14 protein-coding genes and 1 pseudogene are annotated in these 14,403 nt (G+C 33.9%); 11 read left to right on the top strand and 4 right to left on the bottom strand.

The window, feature by feature from the left end; translation table 11 throughout:
• Positions 1-341: 341 nt before the first annotated feature.
• The 4 genes from B2745_RS03255 to B2745_RS03240 all read left to right on the top strand — a co-directional run bounded on the left by B2745_RS03255 (position 342) and on the right by B2745_RS03240 (position 2,730).
• Positions 342-1,307, top strand: coding sequence for a hypothetical protein (locus B2745_RS03255; RefSeq protein WP_304063648.1), 966 nt, complete (start codon positions 342-344; stop codon positions 1,305-1,307).
• Positions 1,308-1,407: 100 nt separating this feature from the next.
• Entirely contained in the window at positions 1,408-1,887 is a 480-nt protein-coding gene (locus B2745_RS03250; protein ID WP_304063645.1) for a nucleotidyltransferase substrate binding protein, read from the top strand.
• On the top strand, positions 1,862-2,194 hold the full coding sequence (locus B2745_RS03245) for a nucleotidyltransferase domain-containing protein (protein ID WP_304063642.1): 333 nt from the start codon (positions 1,862-1,864) through the stop codon (positions 2,192-2,194). The genes B2745_RS03250 and B2745_RS03245 overlap by 26 nt, the downstream gene beginning before the upstream one ends.
• Positions 2,195-2,439: 245 nt before the next feature.
• The gene (locus B2745_RS03240) at positions 2,440-2,730 is read left to right on the top strand and encodes a hypothetical protein (protein WP_304063639.1); all 291 of its coding nucleotides are present in this window, start codon (positions 2,440-2,442) and stop codon (positions 2,728-2,730) included.
• A 213-nt stretch (positions 2,731-2,943) separates the two neighbouring features.
• On the opposite strand, the gene B2745_RS03235 is transcribed toward B2745_RS03240, so the two are convergent.
• The gene (locus B2745_RS03235; RefSeq protein ID WP_304063636.1) at positions 2,944-3,105 is read right to left on the bottom strand and encodes a hypothetical protein; all 162 of its coding nucleotides are present in this window, start codon (positions 3,103-3,105) and stop codon (positions 2,944-2,946) included.
• A 264-nt stretch (positions 3,106-3,369) separates the two neighbouring features.
• On the opposite strand from B2745_RS03235, the gene B2745_RS03230 reads away from it, so the two are divergent.
• From B2745_RS03230 to B2745_RS03200, 7 genes are read left to right on the top strand one after another with little or no spacing between them, the layout of a single operon-like run.
• Complete coding sequence (locus B2745_RS03230; RefSeq protein WP_304063635.1) at positions 3,370-5,721, top strand: type I restriction-modification system subunit M; 2,352 nt, start codon at positions 3,370-3,372, stop codon at positions 5,719-5,721.
• A gap of 3 nt (positions 5,722-5,724) precedes the next feature.
• A complete protein-coding gene (locus B2745_RS03225) occupies positions 5,725-6,114 on the top strand; it encodes a virulence RhuM family protein (RefSeq protein WP_304063633.1) in 390 nt (129 codons plus the stop codon).
• The gene (locus tag B2745_RS03220; RefSeq protein ID WP_304063630.1) at positions 6,104-7,339 is read left to right on the top strand and encodes a restriction endonuclease subunit S; all 1,236 of its coding nucleotides are present in this window, start codon (positions 6,104-6,106) and stop codon (positions 7,337-7,339) included. Before B2745_RS03225 ends, B2745_RS03220 begins: the two co-directional genes overlap by 11 nt.
• A 9-nt stretch (positions 7,340-7,348) precedes the next feature.
• A complete protein-coding gene (locus B2745_RS03215) occupies positions 7,349-7,672 on the top strand; it encodes a hypothetical protein (RefSeq protein ID WP_304063627.1) in 324 nt (107 codons plus the stop codon).
• Complete coding sequence (locus B2745_RS03210) at positions 7,669-8,031, top strand: hypothetical protein (RefSeq protein ID WP_304063623.1); 363 nt, start codon at positions 7,669-7,671, stop codon at positions 8,029-8,031. The genes B2745_RS03215 and B2745_RS03210 overlap by 4 nt, the downstream gene beginning before the upstream one ends.
• Positions 8,032-8,070: 39 nt before the next feature.
• Positions 8,071-9,966: an RNA-binding domain-containing protein gene (locus tag B2745_RS03205; protein WP_304063621.1), complete on the top strand. Its 1,896-nt coding sequence runs from the start codon at positions 8,071-8,073 to the stop codon at positions 9,964-9,966.
• Positions 9,967-9,974: 8 nt separating this feature from the next.
• Entirely contained in the window at positions 9,975-13,058 is a 3,084-nt protein-coding gene (locus B2745_RS03200; RefSeq protein WP_304063619.1) for a type I restriction endonuclease subunit R, read from the top strand.
• Positions 13,059-13,062: 4 nt separating this feature from the next.
• On the opposite strand, the gene B2745_RS03195 is transcribed toward B2745_RS03200, so the two are convergent.
• The 3 genes and pseudogenes from B2745_RS03195 to B2745_RS03185 all read right to left on the bottom strand — a co-directional run.
• Entirely contained in the window at positions 13,063-13,455 is a 393-nt protein-coding gene (locus B2745_RS03195; RefSeq protein ID WP_304063616.1) for a hypothetical protein, read from the bottom strand.
• Positions 13,452-14,132, bottom strand: a complete 681-nt coding sequence (locus B2745_RS03190) for a DUF433 domain-containing protein (RefSeq protein WP_304063613.1) — start codon at positions 14,130-14,132, stop codon at positions 13,452-13,454. Before B2745_RS03190 ends, B2745_RS03195 begins: the two co-directional genes overlap by 4 nt.
• A 39-nt stretch (positions 14,133-14,171) precedes the next feature.
• A pseudogene (locus B2745_RS03185) lies at positions 14,172-14,403 on the bottom strand (transcriptional regulator); the annotation flags it as partial.

The following is a 14,403-nucleotide window of genomic DNA, read 5'->3' as shown; positions in this document are numbered from 1 at the left end:
TGCTTCCTATCGTCAGCATGACTTATTGGTGAGAGTAAGGGAGCCTTTACCTTCCGTCTTGTTCAACAAAGTGAAACATCTCACTGTAAAAGTTTACAGCTTTCATGTGACCACCCAGCTATAATTCAAAAAAGTAATAATAGTCTTAAATAACCATTTAATACTTTAAATTCATCTATTTATAGTCATATTAAATCAATACTATTTCCATAATAATTCCATATTAAGTCCACGTTTTTATTATTTTTTGTGGAGTTATACTGTTAATAATTATTAATTTATCTATTAATAATAAGAATCTAAACTTAACAATTCTTATATTTAACCTTAAAATCTACGATATGGCCATTATTGATAAAAAAGGACGTATACACGGTAAAATAGGAAACCTCGTTTACCGCACCGTTGGTGATACAGAAATTGTACAAACCAAAGCAGCCAAAGTAAAGCAAACACTTTCTACCAAAGAGAGTGCTATGGAATTTGGTCTTGCCAGTAACTGTGGACGTATTTTAAGATCGGTATTCTCTACATTTTGCTGCAATAGTGATGGTAAAATGATTAACCGACTGAACGTTACTTTGCTGAAATGTATTAAAGATAATTTAACCAAAGAACGTGGTAACCGCGATTTACATGATGGAAATTTAGAACATCTGCTAGGTTTTCAATTTAATGCACATTCTCCTATGAATATGGCTTTAGCTGTGCGTCCGCTTTGTTTTATGGAAGCAGGTAAGGTTAAAGTAAAGCTCCCAGAAATTAAAGAAAATACCCAATTACAGCAGTTGAAATATGGCAGACATGCGGTGTTACGCTTGATGTTGGTAGCTGTTAATTTCAGAGAAAACTATTATGAATACCTAAGCTACCAAGATATTGACATTGCCAGAGGCTCAGTTATTCCCGAGCAAGAATGGAATCCTGATGTGGTATTACCTGGTGGAAGTATCCTATTGGTTAGTACCTCTTTACATTACAGTGGTTTAACAGATATAAGCGGCCAAGCGCAAAGCATCAACAGTAAAGATTTTAGTCCTGCCGAGCTTATTGGCGCTTTCCATATATCCGAAGAAGAATCTACCCAGTCTGTAGAAATAGCAAAAGAGGAACGTATGCGCTATCCTTTAGATAATTACCGCGGAGAAGAAATTTTAAAAGAAATAAATAAAAGGCGTGGTAAGAATAGCAGCTCCCAAGCCTTAAAACCTAAGACTGTAGTTGTAAAAGCTGCGGATAAAAAAGAAACAGTCCCAGAAGTACCCATAGGTAAGATATTTTATCAGACGGAGTTGAATTTTGGGTGATGGGGTAATGGAATGATTTAAAAAGAAAGTGGGATAAAATCGTAAAGAAGTTACGTATTATTGTATTGGCTTACAAATAATATAAGTTTACGTTAAGTTTATGGAAGACATAAGATGGCAACAACGTTTCAGCAATTATAACAGAGCTTTAGCAAAGCTTAGTCATAATATTCATTTTATTAAAAATCAATTCGATCAATTGAATTTTGAAGATGATGAAGTTTATGAAGATATTATTTTAAGTATAGAAGATATTTTTAAGCAAGGTTTAATTCAGAGTTTCGAGTTTACGCATGAATTAGCATGGAAAGTGATGCAAGATTTTGCGAAAGATCAAGGTCAGACAGAAATAAGAGGTAGTAAAGATGCTACACGTTATGCTGCCCAGGTAAATCTTATCACCGATGGTCATGCTTGGATGGATATGATTTTAAGCAGAAATGAATCTTCACATACTTATAATGAAGCTATTGCCAATGAGATATTTATAACTATTATCACAAAATATCATCCATTGTTATTAAGCTTTAAAGAAAAAATAGAAGAAATTAGAAGTGGACAACAAGGAAACTTACTATAAAAATCAAATTGGGTTATTAGAAAAAGATTTAGCTAAAATCTACCAAGTATTTTCTGCCTTTCCAGCAGTAGAAAAAGTATGGCTTTATGGTTCTAGAGCCAAAGGAAATCATCAAGTATATTCAGATATTGATTTAGTTTTGGATGGCCAATCTTTAGATTTAAAAACTCAGCATCAAATAGAATGGGCTTTGGATGATTTATATTTACCTTATCAATTTGATGTTAGTCTGTTATCCAAAATAGAAAATATAGAACTCCGCCAGCACATAGATAGGGTTGGGATTTTATTGTATGAAAAGGGGTGAGGTTGAACTAACAGGGTTGAATTTTGGGTGATGAGGAGATATTTTCATCAAAGAAGATAGTACTTAAAGATTAAAAGTTATATATTATTGTATAAGCTTTAAATTTAAATGTTTAACAATCTAGCTATTTCTAATAATCATAATAAGTGTTTGCTTTTGTGAGCATAAATTAATATAAATATTATCATATTAATAACTGTTCCTTATATTTAAATGTCTTAATTAGAAAAACATAATCTTATAAATTGACTATACAAGTAAAATCAAAAAAACGAGTTACAGACCATGGGGAGGTTTTTACGAGCCAACGTGAGGTAAGTGCTATGCTTGATCTGGTGAAGCATGAAACTGAAAGAATAGACTCACGTTTTTTAGAACCTACTTGTGGTAATGGCAACTTTTTAGCAGAAGTTTTAAGACGGAAATTAGAAATTGTAAACAGTAGATATAGTAAAAATCAAGTAGAATGGGAACGCTATTCTATAATGGCAGTTTCTAGCATATATGGAGTTGATATTTTAGAAGACAACGCCTAAGAATGCCGAGACCGTTTACTTAGTATTTAGGCTTTGCTCAAAACTACAATTCAAATTAATCAAAAATGAGTAAAAGAGAAGCTATACAAATCTTTTGAAGAAAAACAAGTACGCACAGTGTGGGATGGCGGGCAGGAGAAGTGGTATATTTCCATTATTGATGTGGTTGCAGTGCTTACGGAAAGTATTGACCCAAATGCTTATTGGCGGAAACTAAAACAGCGGCTGAAAGCCGAAGGAAATGAAACCGTGACGAATTGTCACGGGTTGAAAATGCAAAAAGAAAAGTAAAAATAGCAGCTCCCAAGCCTTAAAACCAAAGACAGCCATTGTAAAAGCTGCGGATAAGAAAGAAACAGTACCAGAAGTACCCATAGGTAAGGTGTTTTATCAGACGGAGTTGAATTTTGGGTGATGGGGGAATGGGATGATTTTTTTAGGAAGATTATTGATGCGATGGTAAGGAAGTGGTGTTTTAAGGTTTAAGCTTATTGGTAATGTTAAAGGATCTATATTATACATTAAACCATGAGTTATACAAGAAAAAAATGCTTATAGAGTTGCTATTTTTTTATTTTATATTTGAAAATCTAATTTGAAAGCACTATAAAGCATAAACTGTATTCCATTTATAAATTCATGAATCAAGCTGTACATAATAAATTAGTTTCTTTTATATGGTCTATTGCTGATGACTGCCTACGCGATGTTTACGTCCGAGGAAAATATCGTGATGTGATATTGCCCATGGTGGTTTTACGCCGTTTAGATGCTTTACTAGAACCTACAAAAGAAGCAGTATTAGAAGAACTTGTTTTCCAACGTGATGAAGCAAAGTTTACCGAATGGGATGATAATGGATTAAAACAAGCTTCTGGCTATGTATTTTACAATACCAGCGAATGGACCTTGCAACGTTTACATGATACAGCAACTAACAATCAACAAATTTTACAAGCTAACTTTGAGGATTATTTAAATGGCTACAGCGATAACGTTAAGGAAATTATTGAGAAATTTAAGTTAAAAAGCCAAGTAAGGCACATGGCAAGTAAAGATGTGCTTTTAAACGTTTTAGAAAAATTTACTTCTCCTTATATCAATCTTACTCCTTTTGAGAAAACTGATCCTGATGGCAGAAAACTTCAGGCTCTTTCTAACTTAGGAATGGGTTATGTTTTTGAGGAGCTGATAAGGAAGTTTAACGAGGAAAATAACGAAGAAGCCGGAGAGCATTTTACCCCCAGAGAAGTTATTGATTTAATGACTCATTTGGTTTTTGAACCGATAAAAGACAACCTGCCACCGGTAATGACGATTTATGACCCTGCTTGTGGTAGTGGTGGGATGCTCACAGAATCTCAGAATTTTATCAAAGACGAAGATGGAAAGATAAAAGCCAAAGGAGATGTTTACTTATATGGTAAGGAAATAAATGATGAAACCTATGCTATCTGTAAATCTGATATGATGATTAAGGGTAATAACCCAGAAAACATCAGGGTAGGTTCTACACTTTCTACTGATGAATTTGCAGGAAATAGTTTCGATTATATGCTTTCTAATCCTCCATATGGTAAATCATGGGCTAGTGAACAGAAGTATATTAAAGACGGAAAAGACATTATAGATCCTCGCTTTAAAATTAAGCTAAAAGATTATTGGGGCAATGAAGAAGAGGTAGATGCTACGCCACGTTCATCAGATGGACAGTTGTTGTTTTTAATGGAAATGGTGAACAAGATGAAACCACTTTCGCAAAGTGCTAAGGGCAGCCGAATAGCTTCTGTACATAATGGAAGTAGTCTTTTTACTGGCGATGCTGGCGGTGGAGAGAGCAATATCCGTAGGTATATTATAGAAAATGATTTGCTGGAAGCCATAGTGCAAATGCCTAATAACCTCTTTTATAATACAGGCATCACCACTTATATATGGCTCTTATCCAATAATAAAAGCCAAAACCGTAAAGGGAAAGTACAACTAATAGATGCAGGGCAGTTATACCGTAAACTGCGTAAAAACTTAGGAAATAAAAATTGTGAGTTTGCACCAGAACATATCCATGAGATTGTAAATGTGTATGAGCAAATGCAAGCCATAGAAAAAACAGGAACAGAAGATGGCATTGCTGCTAAAGTATTTGATAATAGCGATTTTGGTTATTATAAAGTAAGTATAGAAAGACCAAAACGCTTAAAAGCACAATTTTCTACAGAAAAAATAGCCGAATTACGTTTTGATAAGAGCTTACGTGAACCTATGGAATGGGCTTATTCCCAGTTTGGAGAAGCTATTTATACAGATTTAGACACTCATGAAAAAGAAATTTTAGACTGGTGCGATAAAAATGAGCTGAACCTAAATGCAAAACAATGCAAAGCTTTAACCAGCCTTACCATCTGGCAAAAAGGTTTAGATTTAATGAATACCGCACATACCTTAATGGCTGAAATAGGCACAGCAGCATATAGCGATTTTAATGCCTTTATACTTTTAATAAATAAAGCATTGAAAAAGCATGACCTTAAAATTTCTGCTTCAGAAAAAAATGCCATCTTAAATGCCATTTCTTGGTATGATGAAACTGCCGAAAAAGTTGAAAAAGGTATCGTTAAACTTCAAAGCGAAAAGCTAGACCAATTGCTGGCTCATTTAGGTTGTAAAGAAGAAGATTTAGCAGATTATGGCTATTTTGCAACCAGTAAAAAAGGGGAATTTTTAACTTATGAAAGCGAATCTGATTTAAGAGATACCGAAAACGTCCCCTTAAAAGAAAACATACACACTTACTTTTTAAGAGAGGTAAAACCACATGTAGCCGAAGCATGGATTAACCTAGATGCTACCAAAATTGGCTACGAAATTAGCTTTAACAAATATTTTTATCGCCATAAACCTTTAAGAAGTATAGAAGAAGTAACAGCAGATATTTTGGCTTTAGAAAACGAAAGCGATGGTTTAATCCGTGAAATTTTAAACTTAGCTTAAGCAATGCATTCAGAATTAATACTCTACCAAACCGAAGATGGGCAAACCAAAATACAAACCCGTTTAGAAAACGAAACCGTTTGGCTTAGCCAAGCGCAAATGGCCGAACTATTTGGTAAAGCTAGAACAACCATTACCGAGCATTTAGGGAATATTTTTAAGGAGGGAGAGCTGGAGGAAAATTCAGTATGTCGGAATTTCCGACATACTGCCAATGACGGAAAAACTTACGATACCAGATACTACAACCTTGATGTCATTATTTCTGTTGGCTACCGAGTAAAAAGCTTGCAAGAACAGCACAAAAACGAACTCTCTAAAGTAGCACAAGATTTTGTACAACATTTAGAACAAACCCACAAACAGCTTAAAAACAAAAACAATGGAAATTAAGCTGAAAAAATACGATAGCTATAAAGATTCTGGTGTGGAATGGTTGGGAGAAATTCCTGAGGGGTGGAAAATTTCAAAACTAGGTGTGATTTTAACACCAGTTTCTGAGAATAATAGAGTCGACTTACCACTTCTTTCAATAACCAGAGAAAAAGGTGTTATTCTTAGGGATTTGGAGAACGAGACTGAAAATCACAATTTCATACCTGATGATTTATCTAACTATAAAGTTTTAAGAAAAGGACAATTTGGAATGAATAAGATGAAGGCTTGGCAAGGCTCATATGGCATTTCACAATATGATGGAATTGTTAGTCCAGCTTATTTTATTTTTAATCTTAGAACCGATGTGCATGCAAAATACTTCCATTATGCTATAAGAAGTAAATTATTTATTTCTTTTTTCGGCTCTGCCTCCGACGGAGTAAGGATTGGGCAGTGGGATTTATCCAAGGCTAGAATGAGAGAAATCCCTTTCCTTGTTCCACACTTACAAGAACAAACTGCCATTGCCAATTTCCTAGATAAAAAATCTGCTTTAATAGAGCAAGCTATTGCTATTAAAGAAAAGCAAATAGAATTATTAAAAGAACGTAGGCAAATTCTCATACATCAAGCGGTAACCAAAGGTTTAGATAAAAATTCAAAACTAAAAGATAGCGGTGTAGAATGGATTGGAGAAATTCCAGAGGGTTGGGAGGTGAAAGCTTTGAAATATATTGCAAGACTTCAAAGTGGAGAAACAATTTCATCAGAAAAATTTACCGAGGAAGGTTATCCTGTTTTTGGTGGAAATGGATTTAGAGGATATACAGATAGATTTACAAATGAGGGAGAATTTATTTTAATTGGAAGGCAAGGTGCATTATGTGGTAATGTTAATTTTGCTAAAGGTCAATTTTTTGCATCAGAACATGCAATTGTGGTTTACATAATTAACAATGAAAGTTTGATTTGGTTAGGTGAAGCTATTAAAATTGCAGATTTTAACAGATTATCTCAGTCAGCAGCACAGCCAGGTATTGCCGTAAACGTAATTAAAAATATATTGTTCCCTTATCCTTCAAAAACAGAACAAGAACAAATTTCAAAATATATTGAAAATGTTTCTAATAAAATCTCTAACACCATTTCCCTCAAAGAAAAAGAGATAGAAAAGCTAAAGGAGTATAAGGCGAGTTTGATAAATAGTGCGGTAACTGGGAAGATTAAGGTTTATAATTAGTTATAGAAGATGAAAGGAAAAGCCATTTTTAGTCAAGAAGAAGCAAAATTAATTGAAGCCTTAATAGAGGAAAAATTAATTTCTGATACACAGCAACAGAAAAGTATTAGAAATAAAATAAGAAAACTGGGCTTTTTTGCTTATGATTTTGGTATTGGAAATGGTTATACCGTTCAGGATTTCCGTAAAGTGGTAAGCATTGGAGAGCAAGCAAAGCCCTCTATTATTAAAGAAAAAGTAAGGCCACCTAAAGTCAAAACTCAGGCTTTAATAAATAATAACCGTACAGAAAGTGATGAGCTTATGTTATTAATTTATGCGATGAATTGTTGAAACAAAAAGCATTAAGACAATATCGTTTCGACTTTTTAAGAGGAGATTCTGGAGTAAAACTACCCGTAGATGCTTATTACCCAGATTTGAAATTAGTAATTGAATACAGGGAAAGGCAACATACAGAAGAAGTAAAATTTTTTGATAAGAGGATAACTTCATCAGGCGTATCCAGAGGCGAACAACGCAAACAATACGACGAAAAACGCAGGATAGTAATTCCTAAAAATGGTCTTCAATTGATCGAGATAAATTATTCTGATTTAGAACATACCAAGAGTAAAAGATTGATGAGGAATACAGAGCTGGATTGGGAAAGTATTAAAGAAATTTTTATTTCAAATAATTTACTTAATTAAAAAAATGTTGTTCGGCTCGGATTTAATAAATTTGGTTACATGAAAAATTTACAACTCAGCTTGTTTAATCCTTCAGGTTTGCCTGTTTTGGAAGAAATATACAATATATTTCCCGAGAATGAATCAAGCGATTTAGAATATAAATCTGCATTAAATGGCTTTCCACAAAGCTTTTGGGAAACTTATTCTGCATTAGCTAATACAGAAGGGGGGTTAATTATTCTTGGTGTTACTGAAAAAAAAGGATTTTTTAAGGTAGAAGGCTTAGAAAAAGAGCAAATCGAAAACTATAAGAAGATATTTTGGAATGGTGTAAACAATCCTGCAACTGTTAGTCGTAATATTTTTGTAAATGATGATGTAAAAGAGATAAAGGCAGATAATAAAACTGTTCTTGCTTTTAATGTAAGGGTTGCAAAACGGGAGGAAAAGCCCATTTTTAAAACAAAGATACCTTTTGGAAATACTTTCAAACGAAATTATGAGGGAGATTATAAATGTACTGATGATGAAGTAAGGCGTATGCTAGCAGATGCTGACCCTTCTCTTCATCATGATAGCAGAATTTTAATTGGATATAGTATGGACGATATAGATGTGGATAGTATTAAACGATATCGTCAATTATTTTCTTCAGATAAGCCTACTCACCCGTGGTTAACCTTAACGGATATTGAATTATTAACACAACTTGGAGGTTACCGTAGAGATAGAGTAAGTAAAAGGGAAGGTTTTACATTAGCAGGTATTCTAATGTTTGGTAAAAATCTTAGTATTACTGATATAGAAGCATCACCTTCATTTTTTCCTGATTATCGAGAAAATCTTTCTGAAGACGAAACTGTACGGTGGACAGATCGTATTCATCCCGACGGTAGTTGGGAGGCAAATCTATTTCAATTTTACTTAAGAGTTTGGCCTAAAATTTCACTTCGTTTGCCCAAACCTTTTATATTGGAAGAAGGTAGGCGAAAAGATGAAACACCTGCGCATGTTGCTTTACGTGAAGCTTTTATTAATACTTTGGTACATGCAGATTATACAGCTCCAGGCAGTATTATTATAGAATCAAGAAAAGAGATGTTCCGCTTTTCTAACCCAGGTACATTATTGGTAACCTTGCACCAGTATTATTTAGGTGGTATTAGTGAATGTAGGAATCCTAACCTCCAGAAAATGTTTATGATGATTGGAAGTGCAGAAAAAGCAGGTAGTGGGGTTAATAAAATCTTTTCAGGGTGGGATCAGGCACATTGGCAAAGTCCGTATTTGAATGTTACAAACCAGCCTGACCGTATAGAATTAAATATGCCCATGTTTAGTATCTTACCACAAGATACTTTAGAACATTTGCAAAGACTTTTTGGAAATAATATTCAATATATAGGAAAGGATAGATTAACTGTATTAGCTATTTGCGAAATAGAAGGAGAAATAAGTAATAATCGTTTACAATTTGCACTTGATCTTCATAAAACCGATATCACTAAATTACTTCAAGATTTATGTAAAGAAGGATATTTAATTTCAGAAAATAAGGGAAGGTGGACTAGCTATCATCTTAACATTGTCCAAAAGGTTGACACTTCTGTTCCAAAGGTTGACACTTCTGTTCCAAAGGTTGACACTTCTGTTTCAAAGGTTGACACTTCTGTTCCAAAGGTTGACACCTCCACACAAAAGGTTGACACCTCTGGAAACAAAATTGGTTCATCAAAAAGAAAAAAAGTACCTAAACAGGAATTACATGATCTTATTGCAAATTATTGCGATGATTATAAATCTTTAGAAGAAATAGCACATGCTATTAATAGAGAACCAAGCTATATACAAAATAAAATTTTACCAGAAATGATTAAAGAAGGCATATTAGAAAAGAAATATCCTCATACACCTAACCATCCCGGTCAATGCTATAAAAAATCTTATATATAATACCTTTTATGCCATCACAAACAAACGAACAAGCCTTAGAAGCTTCCATAGAAAAATGCCTTACTGGAAATACCATTGAAAGTTTTAAAAACAGTGGTAGTTTTGAGTTAGCAGATAGAAACGAGTTATACAGAAGTGGCAATGGTTATTATATTGGCTTTCCAGAAGATTTCAACCTAAAATTTGCCATAGATGAAAAACGCTTTTGGAGTTTCTTAGAAAGTACTCAAAAAGAAGAGTTGGCTAAATTGCAAAAGCAAAGTGATTGGAAGCTAAAAATACTAGAGCGATTAGACCGTATGATCAAAAAATATGGTATAATCAAACTGTATCGTAAAGGTTTAGACGTGGATGATGCGCATTTTACCTTATTGTACCCACTACCTTTAGCCAGTAGCAGTACAAAAGTTAAAGAGGATTTTGACCATAATCAATTTAGCGTTACCCGCCAGTTACGTTATTCTTTAAACAACCCTGGTGAAGAGATTGATATGGTGCTTTTTGTAAATGGTTTACCATTTGCCACAATGGAATTAAAAAACCACTGGACAGGACAAAATGCTAAGGTACATGGGCAAAATCAGTTTAAATTTAAGAGAGACATCTCACAGCCGCTACTAAATTTCGGTAGATGTATTGTTCATTTTGCGGTAGATACCGATGAAGCTTATATGACTACCAAATTAAATGGGGCAAATACATTTTTTCTTCCTTTTAATTTAGGAGATAATTTTGGTAAGGGTAACCCAGTAAATCCCTTTGGGCATAAAACAGCTTATTTATGGGAAGAGATTTTTACTCGTCAAAGCATTACCAATATCATCCAACATTTTGTACGCTTTGATGGGACAGATAATGACACTTTAGCTAAAAAGACATTATATTTTCCTCGTTACCATCAACTAAATGTGGTGCGTAATATCATCAAAGATGTGAGCGAAAAAGGGGTAGGGCAAACCTATCTTATTCAGCATTCGGCAGGTTCGGGCAAATCTAATTCTATAACATGGGCTGCTTATCAATTGATAGAAGCTTATCCCAATCAAGATAATTTACCAGGCAGTAAGGGAATCACCAATCCATTGTTCGATTCGGTAATAGTGGTTACCGATAGGAGATTGTTAGATAAACAACTCAAAGAAAATATTAAGAGCTTTTCAGAAGTAAAAAATATTGTTGCTCACGCATATTCATCCGCTGAACTAAAAAAGTGTTTAGAAACAGGTAAAAAAATTATCATCACCACCATCCAAAAGTTCCCATTTATTATAGATGGCCTCGCAGATTTAAGCGATAAACGTTTTGCGGTCATTATTGATGAGGCACATAGCAGTCAGAGCGGTTCGGCAGCAGGCAAAATGAACCAAGCTATGGGTGGCAGAGGAAGTGAGGAAGAAGAAGATGACCCGCAGGATAAGATTTTAGAAGCCATGCGTTCTCGCAAAATGAGAGGTAACGCATCTTATTTAGCTTTTACTGCAACGCCTAAGAATGCAACTTTAGAACGTTTTGGCACCAAACAAGCAGATGGAAAGTTTAAACCTTTTCATTTATACTCTATGAAACAAGCCATAGAGGAAGGTTTTATTTTAGATGTTTTGGCCAATTATACTACTTATAAAAGTTATTATGAGATAGAGAAATCTATACAAGATAACCCTTTGTTTGATACTGTAAAAGCTCAAAAGAAATTAAGAGCTTATGTAGAGCGAGATGCGCAAACCATTGCTACCAAAGGCGAAATCATGTTAGAGCATTTTATTTCTAAAGTGGTAAATACTAAAAAACTAAAGGGTAAAGCAAAAGCTATGGTGGCTACCCAAAGTATAGAGTCTGCTATTCAATATTATTTTGCTTTAAAAACTTTATTAGCCAAAAGAGGAAATCCATTTAGAATAGCCATAGCATTTTCTGGCGCTAAAAAAGTTGACGGTATAGAACATACAGAAGATAGCTTAAATGATTTTCCTAGCTATTTAGACACTGCTAAACCTACAGATTCTGGATATATCAGCGATAAGATTGCCAGATATTTTAACATGGACGAATATCGTATTTTGGTAGTGGCCAATAAATACCTAACCGGATTTGATCAGCCTAAACTTACGGCCATGTATGTAGATAAAAAATTGCAAGGGGTAATGGCAGTTCAGGCTTTATCAAGATTAAATCGTTCTGCTGATAGCTTAGGAAAGAAAACGGAAGATTTGTTTATTCTAGATTTTTACAACTCTACAGAAGATATTCAAAAATCTTTCGATCCTTTTTATACATCAACATCATTAAGTAAAGCCACGGATATTAATGTTTTACATGAGCTTAAAGCAAGTTTAGATGACGTAGGGATTTATGAGTGGTATGAAGTAGAATACTTTGTAGAAAAGTATTTTAACAATGTAAATGCAGAACAACTGAGTCCGATGATAGATGTAGCTGCTGGTAGGTTTAATTTAGACTTAGATTTAGAAGACCAAGAAAAAGCAGACTTTAAAATTAAAGCCAAGCAATTTGTAAAAATATATGGACAAATGGCTTCCATTATGGATTATGAAGTGCCCAATTGGGAAAAACTGTTTTGGTTTTTAAAGTTTTTGATTCCAAAAATGATAGTGAGAGATCCTGATATGGATGCTGTAGACGAATTGTTAAACGCTGTTGATTTGAGCACCTACGGATTGGAGCGGGTTAAGTTAAATGTGAATATAGGTTTAGATTCTGGTGAAAGTGAAGTTGATCCACAAAATGCCAATCCTAGAGGAGCGCATGGTGGGGAGAGTGAATTAAACGAATTAGATTTAATCATTAATAGTTTTAACGAACGCTGGTTTCAAGGCTGGGATGCTACACCAGAAGATCAAAGGGTAAAAGTTGTAAATATTGCTCAAAAAATAAGAAATCATGTCGATTTTCAGGAGAAGTATGCAACAAATGCAGACTTACAAAACAGAGAAATAGCTTTTAATAAAATATTTGAAGATGTGATGGCTAAAGAGCGGAAGAATGAATTAGACCTTTACCGCATGTTAGCTAAAGACGATTCTTTTAAATTAGCTATGCAAGAAACCTTAAAAAGAGTTTTGGGGGCTATATAGTTGTTTATCTTCTTTCTACTTTTCTAGCACTGATAAAATAAGTATATGGTGTTTTACTGTTATTGATTAACCTTACTATTTCTGGCCAATGTCTAATAATTATTTCTACTCTATTCCAGTATTTTGAACCTTTTGGTGGACTGAGAAAGAAAGCACCAATATTATACTTTTGCAACAGTGCGGCCTGATGTTTGGTAGTGGCTATTTTTAAATCTTGGGTAATAAAAACACCAGATTGTTCTCCCCATTTAGGTATCCAATCTTCATCTTTAATACCTTTATGAAATTCTTTAGCAATAGAAGTTACGATAATTCCATTATTTAAGGGTAATTGTAATTGATGAAGCCCCTCGGCAAAATATTCTGAAAGGTTTTCATCAATAAGAACCTTAATCATGCCGCTGTTTTATTGTTAAATAAAGATATAGCATCAGCCACTTCAGACTCTTCTAATTGATATAAGCGAGAAAGAAATTCAATATCTTCACCCGCTTTAAATAAATTGTATAGTGTCTCTGCTAGAATATTTGTTTTACTTACAACAGGCTGCCCAAATTGATGGTGTGGATTAACCACAATATGTTTATCGGTGCCAAGTGGATAAAAATTTTCCGCCATTTGAGTAGTATCGGAGAAAGAGATTTTTTTACAGAAGTCTTCAATTATTTCTTTAAAAGCAGCTTGCCTAGATTTATCTGCCTCTATTATGGTTCCATCATGATGTGTGAACAACACATTTTTACCATCAGTAAATAATTTAGAGGAAGCAAATGGATAGGGTGTTTTCATCTGTTCAGCCATATCCTGATGTGCAACAATTATTCTATGGGTGCTTACCTTTAATTCTCGTAATTGATAAAACACATAAAATTCTATCAACATGTAAAAATTAGTTGCCTTGTCTCGGCCTTCACCCCAGGAATATTTATTTTGGTATGCTTCACCAAATTTAGTATCCCAAAAGTCTTTCATCCAACGGCGTACTTTTCCCTTTGGCAAATTTAGTAGAAAAGCTATATCTGCTAAAGTATAAAGACCTGCTCCTAATTGTTGGTTGAATGCTTCTGTTTTCATTTAAAATAGACTACAAATATAATGCTAAATATTTTAGTTTTATTTATTTCTCAATAGTTCAACTTTCTCCCGTTCACTGGCTAGTAATTTTTCATAAAGCTTCTTATTTTCTTCATAAACCTCGATTAATTTATCAATGGGATTAAAGGTAGGTTGATAATTAAATAACGAGCCATTGTCATAATTGGTTACTGTATTTCCGATTATATTAAATATAGCCTCTTCATTAAACTTAGTAATACCCTCAGCAGTCACCCCTAAAGCCTTAGCA

This window comes from Pedobacter glucosidilyticus (genome assembly GCF_002483235.1).
GTDB classification, from domain to species: Bacteria; Bacteroidota; Bacteroidia; order Sphingobacteriales; family Sphingobacteriaceae; genus Pseudopedobacter; species Pseudopedobacter glucosidilyticum_B.
Note: the sequence above shows the minus strand (reverse complement) of the source record. Positions and strands in the feature narration are given on the sequence as shown.

What these genes read in the sequence shown, in the direction of transcription:
- B2745_RS03255 (WP_304063648.1), top strand. Translation starts at nt 342, where the DNA reads ATGGCCATTATTGATAAAAAAGGACGTATACACGGTAAAATAGGAAAC.
- B2745_RS03250 (WP_304063645.1), top strand. Translation starts at nt 1,408, where the DNA reads ATGGAAGACATAAGATGGCAACAACGTTTCAGCAATTATAACAGAGCT.
- B2745_RS03205 (WP_304063621.1), top strand. Translation starts at nt 8,071, where the DNA reads ATGAAAAATTTACAACTCAGCTTGTTTAATCCTTCAGGTTTGCCTGTT.
- B2745_RS03200 (WP_304063619.1), top strand. Translation starts at nt 9,975, where the DNA reads ATGCCATCACAAACAAACGAACAAGCCTTAGAAGCTTCCATAGAAAAA.
- B2745_RS03230 (WP_304063635.1), top strand. Translation starts at nt 3,370, where the DNA reads ATGAATCAAGCTGTACATAATAAATTAGTTTCTTTTATATGGTCTATT.
- B2745_RS03225 (WP_304063633.1), top strand. Translation starts at nt 5,725, where the DNA reads ATGCATTCAGAATTAATACTCTACCAAACCGAAGATGGGCAAACCAAA.
- B2745_RS03220 (WP_304063630.1), top strand. Translation starts at nt 6,104, where the DNA reads ATGGAAATTAAGCTGAAAAAATACGATAGCTATAAAGATTCTGGTGTG.
- B2745_RS03195 (WP_304063616.1), bottom strand. Translation starts at nt 13,455, where the DNA reads ATGATTAAGGTTCTTATTGATGAAAACCTTTCAGAATATTTTGCCGAG.
- B2745_RS03235 (WP_304063636.1), bottom strand. Translation starts at nt 3,105, where the DNA reads ATGGGTACTTCTGGTACTGTTTCTTTCTTATCCGCAGCTTTTACAATG.
- B2745_RS03190 (WP_304063613.1), bottom strand. Translation starts at nt 14,132, where the DNA reads ATGAAAACAGAAGCATTCAACCAACAATTAGGAGCAGGTCTTTATACT.
- B2745_RS03215 (WP_304063627.1), top strand. Translation starts at nt 7,349, where the DNA reads ATGAAAGGAAAAGCCATTTTTAGTCAAGAAGAAGCAAAATTAATTGAA.